Here is a 24,313-nt window from a genome sequence, read left to right on the forward strand (position 1 = left end):
CAAGGGGGACAACAACTATCGGTCAGTGGGTCAGTGCACGACCGCCTTCTCGGCGCCGACGCCGGTCAGCGAGCGGACCTCCATCTCGGCGGCCTTGGCCGGGTTCTCGTCGTCCTTGCCCAGGAACGTCCCGACCACGCCGAGCACGAAAGCCAGTGGAATTGAGACGATTCCGGGGTTGGACAGCGGGAACCAGTCGAAATCGGAGCCGGGCAGCATCGAGCTCGCGGTACCCGACACGGCCGGGGAGAACACGATCAGCACGATGGTCGAGATCAGGCCGCCGTACATGCTGAACAGCGCGCCGGTGGTGTTGAATCGCTTCCAGAACAGCGAGTACAGGATCGTCGGCAGGTTCGCCGCCGCCGCCACCGCGAACGCCAGCGCGACCAGGAACGCGATGTTCTGCCCGTTGGCGAGGATGCCGAGGCCGATCGCGATCGCGCCGATCACCACCGCGGTGATCCGGGACACCCGCACCTGCTTGGCGTCATCGACCTTGCCGCGCTTGATGACTCCGGCGTAGATGTCGTGCGCGAACGAGGTCGCCGCGGTGATGGTGAGCCCGGCGACCACCGCGAGGATGGTGGCGAACGCGACCGCGGAGATGACACCGAGCAGCACCACGCCGCCGAGTTCGAACGCGAGCAGCGGTGCCGCGGAGTTCTGCCCGCCCGCCGCGGCCAGGATCCGGTCCGGTCCGACGATCGCGGCGGCACCGTAGCCGAGCACCAGGGTGAACAGGTAGAACGCGCCGATCAGCCCGATCGCCCACACCACCGATCGGCGCGCCTCCTTCGCGGTCGGCACGGTGTAGAAGCGCATCAGCACATGCGGCAGACCCGCGGTGCCGAGCACCAGCGCCAAACCGAGAGACAGGAAGTTCAGTTTCGAGGTGGCGTTGGCGCCGTACTGCGCGCCGGGCGCGAGCACGTCGCGGGCGGCCACGCCCTTGGTCTTCGACCCGGTCACATGCTCCTGAGCCGAGCCGAGAATGTCGGACAGATTGAAGCCGAACTTGGCGAACACCAGCACCGTCATCAGCGCGGCGCCCGCGATCAACAGCACCGCCTTGATGATCTGCACCCACGTGGTGCCCTTCATACCGCCGACCAGCACGTACACGATCATCAGCACGCCGACCACGGCGATCACGATGGACTGACCGGTCTTGTCGGAGATGTCGAGCAGCAGCGCGACCAGGCCACCGGCACCGGCCATCTGCGCGAGCAGGTAGAACAGCGACACCGCGAGGGTGGTCAACGCCGCGGCGGTGCGCACCGGGCCCTGCTTGAGCCGGAAGCTCAGCACATCGGCCATGGTGAATTTGCCGGTGTTCCTGAGCATTTCGGCGACGAGCAGCAGTGCGACCAGCCAGGCCACCAGGAACCCGATGGAGTACAGGAACCCGTCGTAGCCATACACGGCGATAGCGCCCGCGATGCCGAGAAAGCTTGCGGCGGACAGATAGTCGCCCGCGATGGCGATGCCGTTCTGCGGGCCGGAGAAGCCGCGGCCGCCGGTGAAGAAGTCGGCGGCGGTGGCGTTGTTACGGCTGGCCCGGACGACCACGACCATGGTGATCGCGACGAAGACCGCGAAGATGGCGATGTTGGCCGTCGGGTTGCCGACGGTCGTGGCCGCGGCATAGGTACTGACGTTGTTCACGCGTGGCCTCCCTCGAGCTTGCTGCGGATGGCCGCCGCGCGCGGATCCAGTTCCCGATTGGCGAACCGGACGTAGAGTGCGGTGATGGCGAAGGTGGAGACGAACTGGCCGAGGCCGAGCAGCAATCCGAGGTTGATGTTGCCGAAGACCTTGTGCGCCATGAAGTCGTGCGCGTAGGCGCCGAGCAGCACATAACTGAGGTACCAGACCAGGAACAGGGCAGTCATCGGAAACACGAAGCGGCGCAGGCGCGTTCGTAATTCTTGAAAGTCCGGGCCGGCCTGCACGTCGATGAATTCTTCTGCACTCGGCGTGCGCCGTGGGGCGGTGCCGTCGAGTTCGGTACTGGTCATGGTCGTCCTAGCTTGTGACATGGCTTACTTGCTCAGCACCGTAGCCAGACCCGTATGAGGAAACGATGATGTGGCGTGGATCACTCCGGGAAGGCGGCCGATTGTGCGGTGAGCGGTCGATGTGGCACGACGAGCGGTCGACGGGTGCTCCCCGTTCGACGGCTCAGTTCGAGCGCAGCGTGCGTTCGCGATCGGCGCCCATGCCCAGCCGCTCCGGGGCGTGCATGCGGACGAAGATCCGGCCGACCCGTCGGCTGCCCGGGCCCTGAGTCACTTTGCTGACCAGCACCATTGCCGCGAACGCCAGCGGAACACTGATTGCCGCCGGATAGCCGATCAGCGCGGCAGGCCACCCGCCCGCTACCTCGTCGGACAGGCCGCCGGTCACCGACACCACCGTCGCGCCGCCCGAGGCCAGGCCGCCCGCGGTCAGCCCGGCCGCTGCGCCTGTCGCGGTGAGTCCACGCCACCAGATGCCGAGTACCAGCAGCGGGCAGAGTGTCGAGGCAGCCACCGAGAAGGCGAGACCGACCGTGCGCGACAGGTCGAGTGAGGCCACCGTGAGCGAAAGGGCAAGCGGCACAACACCGGCCACCAAGGCGGCCGCCCGGAAGTCGCGAATTCGCCCGCGCAGCATGTCGGTACTGAGCACGCCTGCGATGCTCACCAACAGGCCCGACGACGTGGACAGGAACGCCGCGATGGCGCCTGCCGCCACCAACGCGGCCAGCAGTTGGCCCGGCAGTCCGCCGACGACCGAGCCGGGCAGCAGCACCACCGCCGCATCGGAGGTTCCGGTGATCAGCAGTTGTGGCACGTATAGTCGCGCGAAAACCCCTAGCAGCACTGGGAATAGGTAGAACAGCCCGACAAGTCCGATCACCGCGACGGCGGTCGCACGCGCGGCCCGTCCGTCCGGGTTCGTGTAGAAGCGCACCAGCACATGGGGCAAACCCATGGTGCCGAGGAATGTCGCGATGATCAGCGAATACACCTGGTATGTCGGATGTGCGCCGCCGAATCCGCCGCCTGGCTCCAGCCATTCGGCGCCGTCCGCGGGCGCACCGGCGACCACCGGTACCGCGGTGCCTGCCTCCAGTATCAGTTCGGTGCCCGCCGACAGTTCGTGGGCGCCGGGGGTCAGCAGAACGCGACCGTCCACCGGCTGATCGTCGAGTCGTCCGGTGATCGAAACCTGTTGTGTCGCACCGACCTGCACCACCACATCGGTACGGACATCCACCGTTGTGCGCTCGGTGACGACCGGGGGAGCGGGCGCGCCCAATTGCCGGTCCTCGGCCAGGAAATGACCGAGCAACACCAGCGCCGGAATCGCCACCGCGGTCAACTTCAGCCAGTACTGAAACGCCTGCACCAGAGTGATCGACCGCATCCCACCGCCCGCCACATTCGCGATCACGATGGCACCCACCGCCGCCGCCCCCACCCAATCGGGCACCCCGAGCAACGTATGCAACGTCAACCCGGCCCCCTGGAACTGCGGAATCAGATACACGGCGCACACAAGGACGACCACGGTGGCAGCCATCCTGCGCAATCGCACCGAGCCCAAACGGAATTCGGCGAAGTCGGGCACCGTGTAGGCACCGGATCGCCGCAGTGGCGCCGCGACGAAAAGCAGCAGCGAAAGGTAACCGGCGGTGAAACCCACCGGATACCACAGCGCATCCGCGCCGTACTTCGCGATCAGCCCGGCAACGCCCAGAAACGAAGCAGCCGAAAGATATTCACCGGAGATGGCAGCGGCGTTCCACCCGGACCTGACACTGCGGGAGGCGACCAGGAAGTCGGAGGTGGTGCGCGCCAGGCGAACTCCGTAAGCGCCGATCGCGACGGTAGCGAGAGCGGCGAACAGCAGCGCGAACACCGTCAACAACGGCACCGATCCCGCGGTCACCTCAGTCCTCGGCCAGGTCGAGGAAGTCCTGCTCGTTGTGTTCGGCCAGGCGGACGTATAGCCGCCCGACGAGATACAGCAGTGGATAGACCGCGACGCCGAGTAGCAGCCAGGGCAGGCGTATGCCGAATATTACTGTCGAGCCGACCTTACCTATGCCGAAAAGGACGGGGAGTGAGCACAATACGACGACGGTGACCAAGCCGAGCCGAAGCGCGAGACCGAGTTGGGCACGGATCAGGCCGCCGATCAAGGCCTCGCCGATCTCGGTCTGCTCTGCCACTTCCATCCGGGTGCGCACTCGGCGCGCGCCACGGCGTTCCGACAGCACGACGCGCTGGCGGGCGGGTCGGTGTGGTCCGGTCATTGGCCGGTCCACTGCTGCCGGGGTCCGTGCACCAGACGCTGTTTCAGCTCGCGTACCTGTCGGCGGCTGACCGGCAGTTCCACCGCCGCGGTGTTGCCGTCGGCGCGCAGGCACACCACCGTTCCGGTGCCGACCGTGCGCATGCCGGTCACCAGTCGCAGCGCGACAAGGTAAGAACGGTGCACGCGAAGGAATCCCGCATCCTGCCACCGGGATTCCAACGCAGACAACGGAATACGCACCAGATGAGAACCGCCGCTGGTGTGCAGGCGCGCGTAATCGCCGTCCGCCTCCACCCAACTGACGCTCGCTCGGGGTACCAGCGTGGTGACACCGCCGAGTTCGACGGGAATGACTTCGCTCGGATCAGCCCGCGGCTCATCGACAACGGGAGCCGGTGTGCCGCGCGTCGAGGCGATCCGGCGAACGGCCTCGGCCAACCGCGCCTCACGCAACGGCTTCAGCAAATAGTCGACCGCGCCGAGATCGAACGCGGCTACCGCCCGATCATCGTGTGCCGTCACGAACACCACCGCGGGCGGGTTCGCGAACTCCGACAGGATGCCCGCCAACTCCATCCCGTCCAGCCCCGGCATGTTGATATCCAGGAACACCGCGTCGACCGAATGCGCCCGCAACACCCGCAGCGCGGTGGTCGCGTCGGCCGCATCGTGGATCTCACCGACGCCGGGCTGCGCGCGCAACAGATACACCAGCTCGTCCAGAGCAGGCTTTTCATCGTCGACGGCCAGCACCCGCAAAGTGCCGACCGTGTAATCGGTGGTCCGCGTCACAACCGCTCCATCGTAAACATCCGGCCTAGGCGTCAGGCTCGGATCCCCGACGCTGACCACATCGAGTGGCACTCCACGGCGCGATTTGCCGCCACCAGGTGCCCTCGCCTCGCGGTGCCAGCGGAGACCCTGCGCGCTCGTCGTCGGCTCACTTGCCGCCGCGCTCGGCTCTGTCGTGCGCGGCGGCACTCTGGGTCTTCGCCCCCTGCGCCGTCGCTCACGCTTGGATACCCGCGCGGAATTTGGGAACCCGGAGGGAGACCTTGGTGCCCGCGCCGGGCGCGGTGTCGACGATGAGGCCGTAGTCGTTGCCGAAGGCGGCGCGCAGGCGGTCGTCGACGTTGGCGAGGCCGACGTGCGCCGCTTCGCCGGAACCGGCCGGGCCGCTGCCGGTTTCGATGGCGTCGAGGGCGCCGGAGCGGAGTAGTTCGGGGTCCATGCCGACGCCGTCGTCTTCGACGCTGATCAGGCAGTCGGTGCCCGCGTCAGTGGCGGTGATGCTCACGGTGCCGCCGCGGGTGGCGCCGGCCAGGCCGTGCCGGACCGCGTTTTCCACCAGGGGCTGCAGGGCGAGGAAGGGCAGGACCACGCCGAGGACCTCCGGCGCGATCTGCAGGCGCACGTCGAGTGCGTCGCCGAAGCGGGCGCGTTCGAGGGCGAGGTAGCGCTCGATATTGCGCAATTCGTCGGCCAGCACGGTGAATTCGCCTGCGGCACGGAACGAGTAGCGGGTGAAGTCGGCGAATTCGAGGATCAGTTCGCGCGCCCGGTCCGGGTCGGTGCGCACGAACGAGGCGATGGTGTTGAGCGCGTTGTAGATGAAGTGCGGACTGATCTGGGCTCGCAACGCCCGCACCTCGGCCCGGTCGAGCCGGGCCCGCGAGGCATCCAGCTCGGCCAATTCGAGCTGGCCGCAGGCATACCTGGCCACCTCGGCCACCGCCCCGAGCCACCCGGGCCCAGGCTGCCCGGTAGTGACCACCCCGATCGCCCCCGCCACCCCCGTGCTGTCGATCAGCAGCGGCTGGGCGATGAGCGTGCGCCCCGCATGCTCACCACTGCCCGGCCCGGCAACCAGCACCGGCCGCTCCCCGGCCACCGCACGCTTGGCCGCCTCCGTGAAGTGCTCCGCGAGTTCGGCATGCGGCCCGTCCCAGGCCAGCAACGTGCCATCCGGGTCCGCCACACCGAGCGCATCGGCCCCGGTGAGCACCCGCAGATGCGGCGCGGACTCCTGCGCCGACTGCGCAGTGAGCCCACGCCGCAACGGAATAGCCGCCAAAGACGCGGTATGCAACGCCGAATGCACCGCCCGCTCAGCAGGCGTAGTCACCACCCGTCGAGTCCGCGGCCAGACCACCAGCGCCCCGGCAATCAACGCCGCCGAGACAACGAGGGCCACAACGGTAGTCGTCATATCGACCCGGAAAACCGGCAAACCACCAGTGCGTTCATGCGCCGATTATCGCGCCCGCCAAGACCGAAGCGATGCATTCCCCGCACCTGCCGAAGACCGCCAACCCCAGTTCCGACAAGCGCTGCCCCCGGGCCCCAACCCACTTGACGTACGTTGCACCTTCTTGTCGCACGTTGCAGTACACGTCAAGAGGCCGCAACGTACGTCAAGTCAGAACTGCTGCCTTGCCTAGCCTTGGTAGGGGTCGACTCGGAATTCGACCGAGCCGGGCTCGGGGATGTGGGCCGCGCCTACGGTCATGGTGGCGGTGAAACGGCCGAGGCCGGGGCTGAACAGGGCGGAGTAGCCGCTGTTGCCCCAATATCCGGGTCCGTTCGCGGTCACCGTGAAGTTGCCGGTCTCGCCGGTTTCGACATTGCGCCAGTTCAGGGTGAGTGACAGGTGGCAGCTGCCCGCACCGAACATGTTGGTCGCCACGCTGAACGCCGCGTGCTGCGGATAGGCGTTGCTCGTCACCGCGGAGCTGACCTGGGCGACGCAGAGGCCGTCGGTGAGCGAGTAGAAACTGTCGAACTGGTCCACGATTTGGGCTGCGGCGGGGGCCGAAGTGGCGACCATGGCAGCCACGGCGACGGCGGGTACGGCGGGGATTGCGAACAGTGCTCTGAGCGAATTCATCAACACCTCGACAGGTTCGGGATCACTCCGTATCTCCTTGACTATGCCCCTTCCGCAGGCCGATATCCCCGATTCGCTGCCCCCGATTCCCGGGGCATCCGGCCGCCGCCGACCTACAGTCGACCCATGACAGCCGGTTACTCCGGAACACCGTTGGCCAAGAAGCTGGGCATCAAGCCCGGTCATCGAGTCGTGCTGCGGCACCGGCCGCCGGGCTGGCAGATCCCCGATCTCCCCGCCGAGGTCGAGATCGCCGACGCCGGAACCGCCGACGTGCTGCTCGCCTTCTACCGCACGCATGCCGACCTGGCCGACGAAGCGCCGAATCTCGCGGCACAGCTACCGCGCGGCAGCATGCTGTGGATCGCCTGGCCGCGCAAGGCGGGCGGACACGTCAGCGACATCGCCGAGAACGATCTGCGCGAGCTGCTGCTGCCGATCGGCGTCGTGGACGTGAAGGTCGCCGCGCTCGACAACGATTGGTCCAGTGTGAAATTCGTCTGGCGGAAGAAAATCTGACCGTGTGTGTCGCGGGCGACTGCCGCGAATGGCGCGAATGGGTCAGAGTAAGGTCGACCGGTCCGCGCTAGACGTCACTCGCGGAAATCAGACAGCTCCAGGGCGACTCGCCAGACGCGCCGGTGATCTTCGACACCGACACGCCGGGCCCTCCTGGGACGTCGGGTTGCGCGCCGCGCGCCTCGGAAAAAATGTCATACCGACGTGCCTAGAATCGCTAGGCCAACCCCCGTCGAGACCTTGGGAGGAAGGACCATCTTGGCCGCCTCGTCCGGATCGTTCGTTCACCTGCACAACCACACCGAGTACTCCATGCTCGACGGTGCGGCCAAAATATCGCCACTGTTCGCGGAGGCGAATCGGCTGGGGATGAACGCGGTGGGGATGACCGACCACGGCAACATGTACGGCGCCTCCGAGTTCTACAACTCGGCGAAGAAGGCGGGCATCAAGCCGATCATCGGCATCGAGGCCTACATCGCGCCCGCCTCCCGGTTCGACACCAAGCGCGTCCAGTGGGGCGATCCGAGCCAGAAGGGCGACGACGTCTCCGGCTCCGGCGCCTACACCCACATGACCATGGTCGCGGAGAACGCGACCGGGCTGCGCAACCTGTTCAAGCTGTCCTCGCTGGCGTCGCTGGAGGGTCAGCTCGGCAAGTGGGCGCGCATGGACGAAGAGATCATCGCCCAGTATGCCGAGGGCATCATCGCGACCACCGGCTGCCCGTCGGGTGAGGTGCAGACGCGGTTGCGCCTCGGCCACGATCGCGAGGCGCTGGAGGCCGCGGCCAAGTGGCAGGAGATCTTCGGGAAGGACAACTTCTTCCTGGAGATCATGGACCACGGGCTGTCCATCGAACGCCGGGTCCGCGAGGGCCTGCTCGAGATCGGCCAGAAGCTCGGCATTCCGCCGATCGCGACCAACGACTGCCACTACGTCACCAAGGACCAGTCGACCAATCACGAAGCGCTGCTGTGCATTCAGACCGGCAAGACGCTCAGTGACCCGACGCGGTTCAAGTTCGACGGTGACGGCTACTACCTGAAATCCGCCGAGGAGATGCGCGCGCTGTGGGACGCCGAAGTGCCCGGCGCCTGCGACAACACCGTGCTCATCGGCGAGCGCGTGCAGCCCTACGACGAGGTGTGGGAACACCGCGACCGGATGCCGATCTTCCCGGTGCCGGAGGGATATAACCAGGCCACCTGGCTGCGCCGCGAGGTCGATCTCGGCTTGCAGCGTCGCTTCCCCGACGGCGCGCCGCAGGAATACCTCGACCGGGCCCAGTTCGAAATCGGCGTCATCCTGGAGATGGGTTTCCCCGCCTACTTCCTCGTCGTCGGTGACTTGATCAAGCATGCGCACGAGGTCGGTATCCGCGTCGGTCCCGGCCGTGGTTCCGCCGCCGGTTCGCTGGTCGCCTACGCGCTCGGCATCACCAATATCGACCCGCTCCCGCACGGTCTGCTCTTCGAGCGATTCCTCAATCCCGAGCGCGTGTCGATGCCCGATATCGATATCGACTTCGATGATCGCCGCCGCGGTGAAATGGTCCGCTACGCGAGTGAGAAGTGGGGCACCGACCGGGTCGCCCAGGTCATCACCTTCGGCACCATCAAGACCAAGGCCGCGATCAAGGACTCCGCGCGAGTCCTGTTCGGCCAGCCCGGTTTCGCCATCGCCGACCAGATCACCAAGGCGCTGCCGCCGCCGATCATGGCCAAGGACATCTCGGTCGCCGGCATTACCGATCCGGAGCACGAGCGGTACAAGGAAGCCGCCGAGGTCCGCGAACTCATCGGCAGCAATCCGGATGTCGCGAAGATCTACGAGACCGCCCGCGGCCTCGAGGGCCTGATCCGCAACGCGGGTGTGCACGCGTGCGCGGTCATCATGTCCTGTGATCCGCTGACCGATGCGATCCCGGTGTGGAAGCGCCCCCAGGACGGTGCGCTGATCACCGGCTGGGACTACCCGTCCTGTGAGGCCATCGGCCTGCTGAAGATGGACTTCCTCGGTCTGCGCAACCTGACCGTGCTCGGTGACGCCATCGATAACGCGAAAATGAACCGCGGCGTCGATATCGACCTCGATACCTTGCCCTTGGACGACAAGGCCACCTATGAACTACTCGCCCGCGGCGACACCCTCGGCGTATTCCAGCTCGATGGTGGCCCCATGCGGGACCTGCTGCGTCGCATGCAGCCCACCGCCTTCGAGGACATCGTCGCCGTCGGCGCGCTGTACCGACCGGGCCCGATGGGCATGAACGCGCACAACGACTACGCCGACCGTAAGAACGGCAGGCAAGAGGTCAAGCCGATCCACGAGGAGCTGGCTGAACCGCTGAAAGAAATCCTCGGCGAGACCTACGGTCTGATCGTCTACCAAGAGCAGATCATGCACGTCGCGCAGAAGGTGGCCGGGTACTCGCTCGGTCGAGCAGACATTCTGCGCCGCGCGATGGGTAAGAAGAAGCAGTCGGTGCTGGAGGCGGAGTTCGAGGGCTTCGAAGCGGGTATGCAGGCGAACGGCTTCACCAAGCCGGCCATCAAGGCGCTGTGGGACACCATCCTCCCGTTCGCCGGTTACGCGTTCAACAAGTCGCACGCCGCCGCCTACGGTCTGATCTCCTACTGGACCGCATATTTCAAGGCGAACTACCCGTCCGAGTACATGGCCGCCCTGCTCACCTCCGTCGGTGACGACAAGGACAAGGCCGCGGTCTACCTGTCGGACTGCCGCCGCCTCGGCATCACCGTATTGCCGCCGGACGTCAACGAATCCGAGCTGAACTTCGCCTCGGTCGGCAAGGACATCCGGTTCGGGTTGGGTGCGGTGCGCAATGTCGGCGCGAACGTGGTGTCCTCGATCATCGCGGCCCGCAAGGAGAAGTCGAAGTTCACCGACTTCTCCGATTATCTGCACAAGATCGACGCGGTCGCCTGCACCAAGAAGGTCACCGAATCCCTCATCAAGGCGGGCGGATTCGACTCGCTGGAGCATCCGCGCAAGGGTCTGCTGCTGATCCACTCCGACGCCATCGACGCGGTGATGTCGACCAAGAAGGCCGAGGCGATCGGGCAGTTCGACCTGTTCGGCGGGGTGGACGCGGACGAATCGGTGGCGTCGGTGTTCAACGTGAAGGTGCCCGACGACGAGTGGGAGTCCAAGCACAAGCTGGCGCTCGAGCGCGAGATGCTCGGCCTGTACGTGTCCGGGCATCCGCTCAACGGCGTCGAGCATGTCCTTGCGGCGCAATCGGATACGCAGATTCCGGCGATCCTCGAAGGCGACATCAAGGACGGCACCCAGGTGACCGTCGGCGGCATTCTCGCCTCGGTGAACCGGCGGATCAACAAGAACGGCCTGGCGTGGGCTTCGGCGCAGCTGGAAGACCTGGCCGGTGGCATCGAGGTGCTGTTCTTCCCGCAGGCGTACTCGGTGTACGGGATGGACGTGGTCGAGGACGCGGTGGTGCTGGTCAAGGCGCGGGTTTCGGTGCGTGACGACCGGATCTCGTTGATCGCCAACGATCTTGCCGTGCCCGACCTGTCGTCGATCGGTGTCGCGAAGCCGTTGGCGGTGGTCATGTCCACCCGGATGTGCACGCCCGACAAGATCGGCGAGTTCAAGCGCATTCTGTCCCGGCATCCCGGTACCGCCGATGTGCATGTGCGGCATGTGGGGGCTCGGGAGAAGACGACGTTGCTGAAACTCGATGACAGTCTGCGGGTTACGCCGTCGTCGGCGTTGATGGGTGATCTGAAGGCGCTGCTCGGGCCGGGGTGTCTGGCGGTCTGAGTTTTCGATTCGCGGTGGCGGACGGCTTTGTGGAGCATGCTGCGGTGGGTAGTCCTTAGGTCTACTCACCCGGTAGGTGTGCCTATCCCAGGGAATGATCGAGTGGTGCTGGGCGCGTCAGGTGGGGTACCCGGCTTTAGGTGTGCGTCAGGTGCGCGGTGTCGCGTTCCCGAGGTGGTCATCTGGCTGTGGTGGCGTTGGGAGGGCTCGATAAACAGCGGATCTCGGGTTTCGGGGTGGTCGAGCTACCTGCGTACACCCGCTGTGTGGGCTGCACACCCGGTACACGGGGTGTGAGGCTGACGCAGCGGGTGTCCGCATGGGTTCTGGCGTGGTGGCCTGGCCGTGGTTGCGCCCCATGAGCTCAATAATCAGCGGGTCTCGGCTCCCGGGGTGGTGAAGATAGAGCCGTACACCCGCTGTGTGGGCTGCACACCCGGTGTACAGGGGGTGTGAGGCTGACACAGTGGGTGTCCGGACGGGTTCTGGCGGGGCGATCGGGCTGTGATCAGGGCTACCGGATCGGGTTTCGGATGTTGTGGCGCCAGGATTCGGCACCTTTCTCGGGATCGGCACCCATGTCCAGCACGTCCTTGGCGTGCAGGTAGCCGACCAGCGAGCCGTCGCTGGCCTGCACGGGATAGCGGGAGAAACCCGTTTCGGCGACGGTGGTTTCGATGTTACGGAGGGTGTTCCGTTGCCGCGCAACGGAACCGCCCTTGTCGTAGCCAGCGCCACCATTGGAAGTGTCCAGAGAGGATGCGGATTTCGAGAAGGGGTGCGGCTGTGGGTGACGGGGCATCGTTTCAAGATCATGGGGAATTGGTGCTGGGGGTCTCTCGGGCGATGCCTGCATCAGTTCCCCATGATCTTGAATTGTGTTTGGTGATCGGCGGGATCCGCATCCGCTCTCGGGATTGCACCCAGTGGAGGTGCTCAGAGAGGTGCGGATCCCGGCGACGGGTCCGGCTGTTGGGGGTCAGTGGATTAGTTCGGGCTGTTTGGGGTGCGACCGGGTGGTGGCGGGGTGGCGGGTCAGGAGTTGTTCCCAGGTGATTACGCCGAGGGCGGCTAGGCCGAGTGCGGCGCCGATCCAGGCGATCGAGGCGTAGCCGAGGCCGCCGCCGATGGCCAGGCCGCCTAGCCAAGGGCCGACGGTGATGCCGACGTTGAAGGATGCGACGTTGAAGGCGGGGGCGAGGGTTGGGCCGTTGGGGGCGAGGTTGAAGACTCGGCTGTTGAGGGTGGGGTTGGTGCCGAAGCCGAAGGCGCCGAGGAGGAAGGTGAGGGCGACTACGGGGGCGGGGTGTGCTGCGGTGAGGGCGAGCAGGATCGAGGTGATGATCAGGCCGGTGATGCCGATGTACAGGGTGCGGATCGGGTGGGCGTCGGCGGTGCGGCCGCCGATGACGATGCCGACGAAGCTGCCGACGCCGTACACCACCAGCACGATCGGGATCCAGCTGTCGGTGAGGCCGGTCGTCTTCGACAGCAGCGCGCCGAGGTAGGCGAAGGTGACCATCAGCGCGGCGATGGAGAGCGCGGTGGTGCCGTAGGACAGCCACAGTCGGGGATTCGCGATGCTGCGCAGTTCTTTTCGAAGGTCTGGCTGTATTTCCGAACGACCGGCGGGGATCTTGGCGAGCACGCCGATCATGGCCAGCGCGGACATGATCGCGACCGCCCAGAACGCCGCGCGCCAGCCGAGGTGCTGGCCGATCACGGTGCCTGCGGGCAGCCCGATCACCGTGGCGATGGTGAGACCGCCTGCGACGATGCTCATCGCCTTGCCCCGTGCGTGCGCGGGCACCAGGCCGATGGCGGTGGTTGCCGCGACCGACCAGAATCCGGCGTACACGAACGCGCCGACCGCCCTCGTCGCGAACAGCACCCAGTAGTCCGAGGTCAGCGCGCCGACCACGTGGGCGCCGACGAACACCGCGAGGAACGCGAGCAGCGCACTGCGCCGGGGGAGCCGTAGCGTCGTGACGGCGAGAATCGGCGCGCCGACCAGCATGCCGAGGGCGAAGGCCGAAATCAGCAGGCCCGCTTGCGGAATGGTGACACCGAGGTCGGTGGACAGCTCGGTGAGCAGTCCGGAGAGCATCATCTCCGAGGTGCCCTGGGCGAAAATGGACAAGCCCAGGATGTAGACGGCGAACGGCATCGGGTACCTCTCTGATTTTGGATCGTTCAGTTCAAAACTGGCACAGAGCAAGAGACTGTTGTCTCGGGATGTGTTGGGGGACTGGGTCAGAGGGCGTTCAGCGCGGTCGCGGCGATGGCTTGCAGCGCGTCGCGTCCGACACCGCCGCGCGCGGCCACCCGCATCCCAGCGATGGTGGCGTTGATGAAGTGTGCCAGCTCGCGGGCATCCTTGGCCTTATCGATTTCCCCTGCGCGCCTGCCGCTTTCGAGTACTTCCGTCAGCGCGGCGAGTCGCAGTTCCTGATCGGCCCGCAGCGCCGCCGCCACCTCGGGATCGCGCGGTGCGAGCTCGATCATCGAATTGACGACCAGGCAGCCGAGCGGGTCATCCGCTGGGGCGTCCACGACCTGCTGCAGCAGGACCCGCATCTTCGTCTTCGGCGACTCGTCGCCGTCGAGCATCGTGAAGGTGGCGGCGTTCTTCGTCGCCATGTACCGCCGCAACGCCCGCTCGAAGAGGTCGTGCTTGCTCGTGAAGGTGTTGTAGATACTGCTGCGCCCCAACCCGGTCGCGTCGCACAGATCCTGGGTGGAGGTCGCCTCGTAGCCTGCGGTCCAGAACGCCTGCATCGCGGCATCCACTGCCCGCTCCTCGTCGAACTGCCTCGGTCGTGCCATGCGAATGAGACTAACACAGTTTTGAACTGCTCGTTTCAAAACGTGATGATGCGAGCTGATGCATCGCAAAGTGATGCTGGATGGCGCATCGATATCGATGTAGGATCTGATGCATGACCAGACGAACCACCCTGACACTGACCGAGCGGGAGGAACGCACCCTGGCGACGCTCGGTGACCGAAAGGGAGCCGAGTGGGTGCTGTTCGAATCCATCGCCGCCCACCTCGGTTACTCCCTCACCCCCGACGCCTCCGAAGCGACCGTCATCCGGGTATTGATGTCGATCGGTGCCCAGGTGCTGATCGACCAAGCGTTGGATGACGGTTACGAGAAGCTCGCCGAGATTTGGCCGGAGATCCACGATGAAGAGGAGGCTCTCGAGCGGAGGCGCAGATACGCCGACGACGTCGATCGGGTGATGCCCGGATGACACTCGTCGCTCCGACTCGTGGCCAGATCTACCGCGCCGACATCGGCCAGGGCGTCAAACCGTGGTTGATCGTTTCGAACAACCGTCGAAACCGACAACTGCCCTATCTTCTGGCAGTGCGTATTACGACGACGGACAAGTACGCGAGCTTGCCGACCATGGTCCCGTTGACGAGCGACGATCCGCTCGTCGGTTACATCGTCGCCGACGATCTGCAGCAATTGCATCGCGACGAGCTCAAAGCACACCTCGGCGCGGTAAGTCCGACCACCATCATGGCGGTCAACTCGGCGCTGAAGCTGGTGCTCGCCATTCCGTGACCCGCCGGACGCGCCTCAACTACAGGTGGCGGGTCAGGGTTGAATTCGGCGGCCGTCGGGCTGGCAGCGCTTCAGACGACAACCGCCGCAAGGGGTATCTGCACGGTGGCCAGTCGTCTGCAGGCGATGACCGGGATGTCGATGGATTGGCGATGATGATCCGCGCGGCGTCCCCGCCTTCGACGTGTTGTGATCGAGGGGGTTTGCGCGGTACGCGGGACCGGTGTGCTGCAGCTATGGAGAGACGGCCACGCCGAGGGATTGGGCGGCGAGGAATCGGGGGGCGTCTTCGCCGTAGAAGATATCGATGTCTTGGATTTCGAAGCCGGCGGTGGTCAGTAGGCCGCGGATGTCTCGGTTCAGGTTGCAGCCGCCGGCGAATGTTTTTTGCAGCGGGTTCAGGCGGTTCTGCCACGCCTGGACCTTGCGATCCGGGGCGAGGCCGTGCTCGACGAAATGCAGGGTTGCGCCGGGACTGAGCACTCGGCGGACTTCGGCGAGCGCGGCCGCAACGTCCGGAATGGTGCACAGCGTCCAGGTGGTCACCGCGGAATCAAAAGTGTTGTCCGCGAAGGGAAGCGACTGCCCATCCAACCCGGCCCGCTCGATCGGTACCTTCGACGCGGCAACCCGCTCACTCGCCATCTTCCACCCGAGATCAGCAGGCTCCACCGCACTGACCGAGTCCACCGTCCCCGGATAGAACGGCACATTCAACCCCGACCCGAACCCGATCTCCACAACCCGCCCCCGCAACCCGGAACACACCCGCTCCCGCAGCGGCTCATTGAACCGCATCCCGCAGGCGGCATCAACGATCCGCGGCACAACCCGATCTCCGTAAAAGCCCACCAACCCACTCTCCCAGCAACCGCCCAACCCCGCCACAACTAGATCAACGGGGCGTGTGACGATGGGCGGTCTCCTGCCCAGTGCAGGCTGTCGCAGGCGCGTCGGGTGCTTTCTCGGCGACGGCCCGCAAGGTCGGGCCGGTCGCCGGTCGCAACCGAGACCACGGCACCTTCACACACGGGTAGCCGTATACGTAGCGGCCGGTATCGATGTAGATCCGCACGCCGGTCGGATCATCGATCATCGGTCGAAGCCGGTAGCAGTCGACGGTAATGACCAGCAGACCGCGTCGATGGATGCGCGCGACCGGCAACCTGAGCGGTCGGGTTGCGCGGCGGCGGAACAGGGTGCGTGGAATGCTGGCGGAGTGACCTTGTTCGAGGTGTGGGCGCCGCGGGTGGAGCAGGTGCGAGTGGACGTGGATGGCGTCATCCATCCGATGGGCCGGGGCGGGGGCGGGTGGTGGCAGGCCGAGGTGGCTGCTGCCGATGGGGCTCGGTATGGGTTTGTGCTCGATGCTGATCCGACGGTGTTGCCGGATCCGCGGTCTGCTCGGCAACCGGACGGCGTGCACGAGCGGTCGGCGGTGCACAGCCTTGATCGGTCGGTCTGGACGGACTCGGGGTGGACCGGGCGGTCGTTGGCCGGTGCGGTGTTCTATGAGATGCACGTGGGGACGTTTACGCCGGAAGGGACGTTCGATTCGGCGATCGAGCGGCTCGACTATCTGGTCGATCTCGGGGTGACCGTGGTCGAGTTGATGCCGGTGAATGCGTTCGACGGATCGCACAACTGGGGTTACGACGGGGTGCTCTGGTATGCGGTGCATGAACCGTATGGCGGCCCGGACGGGTTGCAGCGGTTTGTGAATGCTTGCCATGCGCGGGGATTGGCGGTCGCGCTGGACGTCGTCTACAACCATCTCGGTCCGTCCGGGAACTATCTGCCGCGCTTCGCGCCCTACCTCACCGAGGGGCGCAACACGTGGGGGCAGAGTCTGAACCTGGACGGTCCCGACTCCGATGAGGTGCGCCGGCACATCATCGGCAACGCGTTGCGCTGGCTGCGTGACTTCCACATCGACGCGCTACGACTCGATGCGGTACACGCGCTGGTCGATCGGACCGCGAACCATGTGCTCGCCGAACTCGCCACCGAGACAACACGTCTCGCCGCCCATGTGCGCCGGCCACTCACCCTGATCGCGGAGAGCGACCTCAACGACCCGAAACTGATCACGCCGCGGGCCGCGGGCGGTTACGGATTGACCGGCCAGTGGAGCGACGACCTGCACCACGCGATCCACACCGCGGTCTCGGGTGAACGACAGGGCTACTACGCCGATTTCGGCTCACTACGCTGCCTGGCCCACACGCTGACGCACGGATTCTTCCACGCCGCAACGTTTTCCAGCTTCCGCGGCCGCACCCACGGCCGCCCGATCGACACCTCGGTGATCCCGGGCAGCGCGCTGCTCGCCTACACCTGCAACCACGATCAGATCGGCAACCGCGCCATCGGCGACCGTCCCAGCGCCTATCTGACCGACGGGCAACTGGCGATCAAGGCCGCGCTGGTGCTGTGCTCGCCGTACACACCAATGTTGTTCATGGGCGAGGAGTGGGGCGCGAACACCCCGTTCCTGTTCTTCACCTCGCACACCGACCCGGTGATCGCGGCCGCCACCGCCGACGGCCGCAAGGCCGAATTCGCCGAACACGGCTGGAGCACCGACGACGTGCCGAACCCGCAGGACCCGTCGACGTTCCAGCGCTCGAAGCTGAACTGGGCCGAACTCGAAGAATCCCGGCACATCCGGCTACATTCCTGCTACCGCAAGCTGCTCGCCCTGCGCCGGGAGCGACCGGAACTCACCGACCCGTGGCTGACCCACATCTCGGTCGACTACGACGAAAACGCCCGCTGGATCGTCGTACATCGCGGCGCGCTGAAGCTGGTGTGCAACCTGTCCGAAGACCAGGTCACGGTGCCGGTCACCGGGTTCTCGCTGCTGTCGTGGGAGCCGCCGACCGAAGGCCCGTCGGCGACAACGATTCCCGCGCACTCGTTCGCGATCCTCGCGGACCGGTAATCGAACGCCGGTTGCGGGAACGTCACGATAGAAACTGTCCGAGACAGATTCATTGCCGGGTATGACCGCCGCCATTACCGTAGAAAGATGAGCAACGATGCTTCCGGGGATCTAGCGCCGATCCCGACCGGGATGGGTGGCAGCGCCACCGCCGAATTCGCCCCACTGGTGCGCGCTTTCGCCAGAACCTTCGGACACCGCCGCGGCGCGGGCGGCGCGCTGGCGGTGCACCTGCACGGCGAGCCACTGCTCGACATCTGGACCGGATCCGGCGGCACCGGGCCGTGGACCCAGGACACCGGGGCGATCATCTTCTCCGCGACGAAGGGCATCACCGCCACCGTCATCCACCGGCTCGCCGACCGGGGACTGCTCGACTACGCCGCACCGATGGCCGAATACTGGCCGGAATTCGGCGCCAACGGCAAGCACAAAATCACCGTGCGCCAAGCGATGACGCACAGCGCGGGCCTGTCCGCCCTCGCCCCGATCGCCACCGGACTCGACGACGTGCTCGACCACGAGCTGATGGAACAGCGTCTGGCCGCCGCGAAACCCGATCACCTGCTGGGTGTTCCGGCCTACCACGCGCTCACCTACGGCTGGCTGATGGCCGGCCTGGCCCGCGCGATCACCGGCCGTCCCATGGCGGAACTGTTCCGCTCCGAGGTCGCCGACCCGCTCGGCATCGACGGCATCCACCTCGGCACACCGCCGCCGGACGCGCCGACCAGCTACGCGCCGCTGGCCGGATCCCAGCTGAGCCTGATCGGAAAACCGGTCAGCGCAATGATATTGGGCCGCAGCCATCGGATCCCCGGCGCTTTGGGCGCGGCCACCCGCTGCCTGTTCCTGCCCGGTCTGGAATCCATCCTGGCCGGCGAGCAGCCGCCGATCCTGAACACCGAGCTCGGCGCGGGTAACGGCGTGTGCACCGCGCCCGCGCTCGCCACCATGTACGGCGCGCTCGCCAACGACGGTGTGGCAGGCGGTCGTCAGTACCTGAGCCCGCGAACCATCAAGGCGATCAGGCGGATTCAGACGTACCGGCTCGACCACGCCCTGTTCTACACGCCCATGCTCTGGCGGCTCGGTTACCACTCGCTGCCGATGCCGGGCGCCCGCGCCGGATTCGGCCATATCGGCCTCGGCGGTTCCTTCGGCTGGGCCGAACCGCGCCTGGGCCTTTCGGTCGGCTTCGTGCACAACCGGCTGTCGGTGGGCCAAATGTCCTACGACATGTCGGCGGCGTTCTGGATGCTGCCGATGCTGCTGAACTGCCTGCGCGCCACCCGGCGCATCCCCGTGGCGGAGACACGCGAGGCGGCGGCTTAGGTCAGGTCAGATAGCGGTAGGCGGGCGAGCCCGGTTCCAGCCGCTCGCACTGGATCGGCGATTCGGCCATCCGGTCCAGCAACGCGCCCAACCCCTCCGGCGCACCGAGCTCGATACCGACCAGCGCCGAACCGGTTTCGCGGTTGTTCCGCTTGACGTACTCGAACATGGTGATGTCGTCGTCCGGCCCGAGCACCTCGTCCAGGAAACGCCGCAGCGCGCCCGGCTCCTGCGGAAAGTCCACCAGGAAATAGTGTTTCAGGCCGCGGTGCACCAGCGAACGCTCGATGATCTCGCCGTAGCGCGACACGTCGTTGTTGCCGCCGGAGACCAGGCACACGACCGTCGATCCCGGCTGCACCGCGAGCTCATACAGTGCCGTAACCGCCAGCGCGCCAGCGGGTTCGGCGATGATGCCCTCATTCTGGTACAGGTCGAGCATGGTCGTGCAGATCGCGCCCTCGTCGACCTGCATCATCCGGAAAGAGCTCGAGCCGCTGGGCGACTCGGTGGTGGTCAGTAACGGCAGCGAGGCATGCGAGACCACCCGGCCGCCGAATCCGGCGATCGCCGCGAACGGCACGACGCCGATCCGGCGCACCGCGGCACCGTCGACGAATGGGTCGATCTCCGGCAGCGTCACCGGTCCGCCCGCGACCAGCGCCGCGGTCATCGAGGCCGCGCCGGCCGGTTCCACGCCGAGGATCGAGGTGTGCGGCGACCGGTCCCGCAGGTAGGTGCCGACGCCGGCCAGGCAGCCACCGCCGCCGACCGGCACCACGACCAGATCGGGCGAGGTGCCGAGTTGCTCCAGGATTTCCGGCGCGATGGTGCCCTGCCCGGCCGCGGTGCGGACGTCGTCGAACGGTGGCACCATGGTCGCGCCGGTGCGCTCGACATCGTCGGCCGCGGCGGAGGCGGCGGCATCGTAGGTTTCGCCGACCGCGATCAGCTGCACGAATTCGCCGCCGTGCACCCGGATCCGGTCGCGCTTCTGCTTGGGGGTGGTGGTCGGCACGTAGATGCGGCACTTGATGCCCATCGCGTGACAGGCGAACGCCACGCCCTGCGCGTGATTGCCCGCGCTGGCTGCGACGACACCGGCGGCGCGTTCGCTCTCGGTCAGCTGCATCACCAGGTTGTAGGCGCCGCGCAGCTTGTAGGAGCGGACCGCGGACAGGTCCTCGCGCTTGAGGTAGACGTCCGCTCCGGTGAGCCGCGAGAGCCGCTCGCTGCGCTGCAGCGGAGTCGGCTCGATAATGTCGGCAATTCGCTTGGCGGCAGCGTCGATCTCGTCCGCGCTCAGCGCGGGACGAGAAGCGGACAGTGCGTCGATGACATCAAGCGGATTGGACACCCGAAATATGCTGCCACCCGCCGCGTCGGGCTGCTGCGGCGGGTGGCGGTGCTGCGCGGAATCAGCTGCCGTGACGTCGGATGATCCGACGTGCTGGGCTCAGTCCCGTGGGGTCAGGACAAACAGCGGGATCGTTCGATCCGTCTTCTTCGTGTACTCGATGTAGTCCGGCCAGACCTCGGTCGCCCGATCCCACCACACCTGGCGCTCCTCATCGAAGACCTCGCGCGCGGTGTAGTCCTTGTTCACGGTGCCGTCGCGCAGCTCGACGTGCGGTTCGGCCTTCATGTTGTAGTACCAGACCGGATTCTTCGGTGCGCCGCCCAGCGAGGCGACCACCGCGTATTCGCCGTTGTGCTCCACCCGCATCAGCGGGATCTTGCGCAGTTTGCCGGACTTCGCACCCTTGGTGGTGAGCAGGATGACCGGCTTGCCCTCGTGCGTGGTGCCCTCGGTGCCGCCCGAGTTCTCATAGGTGTCGACCTGGTCGCGGGCCATGGCGAACGGGCTCGGTTCGTATTCTCCTGTCAATGGCATGCCTGAGGGAACGAATCCCGGTTCGACTGTGTTCCCGGCAACACAAAGTTCGGTAGACCGAACATCGTCGTCCGTCTATCCTTACTAGATGGCAGTTGTTCACCCGTCGGCCCGCTCCGCGACAATCGAGATCGCCGGGAGCGCGTGGCCGGTATACAAGCTCGAGGCGCTGGCCGCCGCGCTGGTGACCTGCCTGATCCTTGCGCTGATCATCGGGTCCCCGCAGGTCGCGGTGCTGGTCGCGGCCGCGATCGGTGCGGGCCGCTGGCTGGTCGGGCTCGCCGTCGCGCGTCGCTCGGCCGATCGAACCGGCTAGTTCGCGTCGAGCGGGAGATCCGTGAGTTCACCTCGCGAGACCACGCCCAGCTTCGGATACGCCTTGTACAGGTGATGGCCGACCGTGCGCGGGCTGAGGAACAATTGCGCGGCGATGTCCCGGTTGGACATGCCCTGCGCCGCCAAGCGCACGATCTGTAATTCCTGCGGCGTCAGCGCGGCCAGCACACCGTGTGCGGGTCGGGTCGAGGTGCCGACACCGAGTGCCCCGAGTTCGGTCCGCGTTCGCTCCGCCCACGCAACGGCGTCGAGTCGCTCGAAGGTCTCCAGCGCGGGCTGCAGCTGTGTCCGCGCATCGGCCTTGCGGCGAGTGCGCCGCAACCATTCCCCATACAGCAGTTGGGTTCTGGCTTGTTCGAACGGTCGGCCGCCGAGCCGCAATGCCGCGAGGTAGTGCTGCTCGGCGTTCGCCTCATCGACCAGAGCACGGCAGCGATACGCCAGCGCTTCGATCCAGTCCTGCCGCGAGACCGTCGCCCACTCGGTCAGCCGGTCCAGTGCGTCGCCCGCGCGGGCGGGGGTACCCAGCCGGACCGCCGCCTCGATCAATTCGGGCAGGGCACGTCGCCCGGCCACGTGATGACGTGCGGGTTCGATGGTCAGCAACGCCAACCTGGCCAACGCGCCGTCGACCTTGCCGAGCCCAAGGTCCAGCAGACCGAGTGCGAGGTGCGTCCACGGCGCACCGGGGGCGGCACCGCCGCCGAACTCCTCGGCGAGTGCCCGGTCGACCAACTCCCGGCATTGCTCCGCCCGACCTTCCAACGCAGCCAGATACGCCAGATACGCCGACAACTGGCTGATCCACTGCCCGTGCCCGAGGTCGGTCGCGATTCGCAGCCCTTCGGTCGCGGCAACTCGGCCCTCACCCGGCCTGCCGAGGAAGGCCTCGGCCTCGGCGCGGAAGAACAGCAGCGTCGGCAGCAACGCGATCCGACCCTGCTCGCGGCATTCGGCGATGAGCTCGCCCGCCGATTCGGCGACCTGATCGTCCTGACCGACCACCAGACCCATCCCGCACAGCTGCACCAGATCCCGGGGACTGTCCGCGCCCGCGTCCTTGGCCGCGGCGGCCGCTGCACGCAGGTCGACTGTGAACCGACCGTTGATCGCCGCGACCATGTACCGCGCGATAGGCGCCAGCGGTTCACCGTCCGGCAGCGCGAGCGCCGTCAGAGAATCGACCACCTCCGCCAACTCCGGCGCACCGAGATACCAGGCCGTGTGCAACGCCTGAGCGAGAATGCGGGCCGCCCGCGGTGGTTCGGACTCGCGCACCGCCGCGGCCGCGCCGAGCAACAGTCGATGCGCCGAAAGTGGCTTGCCCGCACCGAATTCCGCGACACCGCGAACGAGATCGAGACGCGCGAGTACCAGCGGATCGGTCGTCTGCGCCGCCGCACGCTCGGCAAGCTGCCTGGCCAGATCGGGCAGGCCTGTCTCGCCGGCGGTCTCGGCGGCGAGCAGCAACCTGCGCAACCGGTCCGCCGGGACGGTACTGAGTCCGGCCGCGCGCTCGTAGGCCGCGACAGCGCCGTGATAACCACTACGCTCGCGCGCCCGATCCGCCGTGAGTTCCAGTGCGGCAGCGGTGGTTTCATCCGGACCGGTCGCCGCCGAGGCCAGCTGCCAGGCCCGCAGATCGGCGTCCTCGGCCGAGGTGAGTGCCTCGGCGAGTGCGCGATGCGCGGTGAGCCGCTGGGCGAGTGGCGCGCCCTGATAGACCGCCGAGCGCAGCAGCGGATGACGGAAGGTCAGCGTCCGTCCGTCGCTGTGCACCAGCCCGGCGTCTTCGGCGGGCGCGAGATCGGTGAGCTGCGCATCGAGTGCGGCACCCGCGCGCAAGACCGTGCCGAGTTCGGCGTTGCTCGCAGCGGCCGCGACCAACAGCAGCAATCGCGTGCGCGTGGGCAGCCTGCTCACCTGACCGTGAAAGGCGACCTGCAGCCGCTGCGTCAACGGCAGCGGATTCGGGCCTGCCCCAGGCGATTCCGCCGCGAGCACGGCGGGCAGTTCACGCAACGCCAGCGGATTGCCGCCCGCCTCGCCGAGCAGCCGATACCGCAGCACCGGCGACAGATCGGGAGCGTGGCTGTCCACCAGGGCGGCCGCGGCCTCTTGCGGCAACCCGGTCACGATCAGCTCGGGCAGGCCGGGCGCGGGGAAAACGTCCGCGCCCTGGCGGGTCGCGAAGATCATCACCACGCCCTCCGCATCGAGCCTGCGCGCCGCGAACAGCAGGGCCTCGGCGCTCGCGTGATCCAGCCAATGCGCGTCATCGATCAGGCAGAGCAGCGGCCCGTCGGTCGCTTCCTCGGCCAGCAACGACAGCACGGCGAGCCCGATCAGCAGCCGATCACCCGGATCTTGCTGTGCCAGGCCGAAAGCGCCACGCAGCGCGTCGCGCTGCCGATCGGGCAGCGTGTCCAGCAGCTCGATGCCGGGCCGAACCAGCAGATGCAGTCCGGCGAAAGGCAATTCGGCCTCGGATTCGATACCCGCGCTGCGCACCGTCGGAAGGCCTTGGGCCGCCGCGTAATCCAGCAGCGCGGTCTTACCGATCCCGGGTTCGCCGCGTACCACCAGCGCGCTGCTCCGGCCGTCTCGTGCCGCCGCGAGAAGCCGATCGATATGTGCTTGTTCGGCCTGTCTTCCCTGGAGCATCTGCCCACCGTAGCGCTGCGCTGGACGAGCGTTCAGTGTCGG

Annotated in this window: 22 protein-coding genes; 7 read left to right on the forward strand and 15 right to left on the reverse strand. The window is 66.8% G+C overall.

The features are described from left to right. Positions 1-30 precede the first annotated feature (30 nt). From ABZ942_RS38905 to ABZ942_RS38935, 7 genes are all read right to left on the reverse strand, one after another. Positions 31-1,668, reverse strand: coding sequence for a cation acetate symporter (locus ABZ942_RS38905; RefSeq protein ID WP_357391249.1), 1,638 nt, complete (start codon positions 1,666-1,668; stop codon positions 31-33). Next, the gene (locus ABZ942_RS38910) at positions 1,665-2,021 is read right to left on the reverse strand and encodes a DUF485 domain-containing protein (protein WP_357391251.1); all 357 of its coding nucleotides are present in this window, start codon (positions 2,019-2,021) and stop codon (positions 1,665-1,667) included. Before ABZ942_RS38910 ends, ABZ942_RS38905 begins: the two co-directional genes overlap by 4 nt. 163 nt (positions 2,022-2,184) lie before the next feature. Beyond that, entirely contained in the window at positions 2,185-3,939 is a 1,755-nt protein-coding gene (locus ABZ942_RS38915) for a cation acetate symporter (protein WP_357391253.1), read from the reverse strand. 1 nt (position 3,940) lies between these two features. After that, positions 3,941-4,306, reverse strand: coding sequence for a hypothetical protein (locus ABZ942_RS38920; RefSeq protein WP_357391255.1), 366 nt, complete (start codon positions 4,304-4,306; stop codon positions 3,941-3,943). Further along, on the reverse strand, positions 4,303-5,100 hold the full coding sequence (locus ABZ942_RS38925) for a LytTR family DNA-binding domain-containing protein (RefSeq protein WP_357391257.1): 798 nt from the start codon (positions 5,098-5,100) through the stop codon (positions 4,303-4,305). The genes ABZ942_RS38920 and ABZ942_RS38925 overlap by 4 nt, the downstream gene beginning before the upstream one ends. A gap of 217 nt (positions 5,101-5,317) precedes the next feature. Beyond that, positions 5,318-6,517, reverse strand: a complete 1,200-nt coding sequence (locus ABZ942_RS38930; RefSeq protein ID WP_357391259.1) for a histidine kinase — start codon at positions 6,515-6,517, stop codon at positions 5,318-5,320. Between the two features lie 228 nt (positions 6,518-6,745). Beyond that, entirely contained in the window at positions 6,746-7,195 is a 450-nt protein-coding gene (locus ABZ942_RS38935; protein WP_357391261.1) for a hypothetical protein, read from the reverse strand. A gap of 126 nt (positions 7,196-7,321) precedes the next feature. Here ABZ942_RS38935 and ABZ942_RS38940 point away from each other — a divergent pair, with 126 nt between their 5' ends. Beyond that, positions 7,322-7,714: a DUF3052 domain-containing protein gene (locus ABZ942_RS38940; protein WP_357391263.1), complete on the forward strand. Its 393-nt coding sequence runs from the start codon at positions 7,322-7,324 to the stop codon at positions 7,712-7,714. 258 nt (positions 7,715-7,972) lie between these two features. After that, entirely contained in the window at positions 7,973-11,521 is a 3,549-nt protein-coding gene (gene dnaE, locus ABZ942_RS38945) for a DNA polymerase III subunit alpha (RefSeq protein WP_357391265.1), read from the forward strand. A gap of 514 nt (positions 11,522-12,035) precedes the next feature. Here the strand turns inward: dnaE and ABZ942_RS38950 are convergent. The 3 genes from ABZ942_RS38950 to ABZ942_RS38960 all read right to left on the reverse strand — a co-directional run bounded on the left by ABZ942_RS38950 (position 12,036) and on the right by ABZ942_RS38960 (position 14,347). After that, the gene (locus ABZ942_RS38950; RefSeq protein ID WP_357391527.1) at positions 12,036-12,323 is read right to left on the reverse strand and encodes a hypothetical protein; all 288 of its coding nucleotides are present in this window, start codon (positions 12,321-12,323) and stop codon (positions 12,036-12,038) included. A gap of 177 nt (positions 12,324-12,500) precedes the next feature. Next, positions 12,501-13,688: a Cmx/CmrA family chloramphenicol efflux MFS transporter gene (locus tag ABZ942_RS38955; RefSeq protein WP_357391267.1), complete on the reverse strand. Its 1,188-nt coding sequence runs from the start codon at positions 13,686-13,688 to the stop codon at positions 12,501-12,503. 86 nt (positions 13,689-13,774) lie between these two features. After that, positions 13,775-14,347 carry a TetR/AcrR family transcriptional regulator gene (locus ABZ942_RS38960; protein WP_357391269.1) on the reverse strand — a complete coding sequence of 191 codons (573 nt, stop codon included), beginning with the start codon at positions 14,345-14,347 and terminating at the stop codon, positions 13,775-13,777. 113 nt (positions 14,348-14,460) lie between these two features. Between ABZ942_RS38960 and ABZ942_RS38965 the strand changes: the two genes are divergently transcribed. Further along, positions 14,461-14,778, forward strand: a complete 318-nt coding sequence (locus ABZ942_RS38965) for a hypothetical protein (protein WP_357391270.1) — start codon at positions 14,461-14,463, stop codon at positions 14,776-14,778. Then, on the forward strand, positions 14,775-15,098 hold the full coding sequence (locus ABZ942_RS38970) for a type II toxin-antitoxin system PemK/MazF family toxin (protein WP_357391271.1): 324 nt from the start codon (positions 14,775-14,777) through the stop codon (positions 15,096-15,098). The genes ABZ942_RS38965 and ABZ942_RS38970 overlap by 4 nt, the downstream gene beginning before the upstream one ends. Positions 15,099-15,332: 234 nt before the next feature. Here ABZ942_RS38970 and ABZ942_RS38975 read toward each other — a convergent pair whose 3' ends face one another. Together ABZ942_RS38975 and ABZ942_RS38980 are read right to left on the reverse strand one after the other, a co-directional pair. Further along, positions 15,333-15,950, reverse strand: a complete 618-nt coding sequence (locus ABZ942_RS38975) for a class I SAM-dependent methyltransferase (RefSeq protein ID WP_357391272.1) — start codon at positions 15,948-15,950, stop codon at positions 15,333-15,335. A gap of 43 nt (positions 15,951-15,993) precedes the next feature. After that, entirely contained in the window at positions 15,994-16,194 is a 201-nt protein-coding gene (locus ABZ942_RS38980; RefSeq protein ID WP_357391273.1) for a hypothetical protein, read from the reverse strand. A gap of 123 nt (positions 16,195-16,317) precedes the next feature. Here ABZ942_RS38980 and treZ point away from each other — a divergent pair, with 123 nt between their 5' ends. Both treZ and ABZ942_RS38990 read left to right on the forward strand, forming a co-directional pair. After that, positions 16,318-18,042, forward strand: coding sequence for a malto-oligosyltrehalose trehalohydrolase (treZ, locus tag ABZ942_RS38985; protein ID WP_357391274.1), 1,725 nt, complete (start codon positions 16,318-16,320; stop codon positions 18,040-18,042). Positions 18,043-18,129: 87 nt separating this feature from the next. Further along, entirely contained in the window at positions 18,130-19,377 is a 1,248-nt protein-coding gene (locus tag ABZ942_RS38990) for a serine hydrolase domain-containing protein (protein ID WP_357391275.1), read from the forward strand. A gap of 1 nt (position 19,378) precedes the next feature. Here ABZ942_RS38990 and ilvA read toward each other — a convergent pair whose 3' ends face one another. Both ilvA and ABZ942_RS39000 read right to left on the reverse strand, forming a co-directional pair. Continuing rightward, the gene (ilvA, locus tag ABZ942_RS38995; RefSeq protein ID WP_357391276.1) at positions 19,379-20,734 is read right to left on the reverse strand and encodes a threonine ammonia-lyase IlvA; all 1,356 of its coding nucleotides are present in this window, start codon (positions 20,732-20,734) and stop codon (positions 19,379-19,381) included. A 99-nt stretch (positions 20,735-20,833) separates the two neighbouring features. Then, positions 20,834-21,271, reverse strand: a complete 438-nt coding sequence (locus tag ABZ942_RS39000) for a nitroreductase family deazaflavin-dependent oxidoreductase (RefSeq protein WP_357391277.1) — start codon at positions 21,269-21,271, stop codon at positions 20,834-20,836. Positions 21,272-21,359: 88 nt separating this feature from the next. On the opposite strand from ABZ942_RS39000, the gene ABZ942_RS39005 reads away from it, so the two are divergent. Then, positions 21,360-21,587, forward strand: a complete 228-nt coding sequence (locus ABZ942_RS39005) for a hypothetical protein (protein ID WP_357391278.1) — start codon at positions 21,360-21,362, stop codon at positions 21,585-21,587. Here ABZ942_RS39005 and ABZ942_RS39010 read toward each other — a convergent pair. After that, entirely contained in the window at positions 21,584-24,271 is a 2,688-nt protein-coding gene (locus tag ABZ942_RS39010) for an AAA family ATPase (protein WP_357391279.1), read from the reverse strand. The two genes, ABZ942_RS39005 and ABZ942_RS39010, sit on opposite strands and share 4 nt — an antisense overlap. Positions 24,272-24,313: the final 42 nt, after the last annotated feature.

Source organism: Nocardia sp. NPDC046473, assembly GCF_040645995.1.
Taxonomy (GTDB): Bacteria; Actinomycetota; Actinomycetes; order Mycobacteriales; family Mycobacteriaceae; genus Nocardia.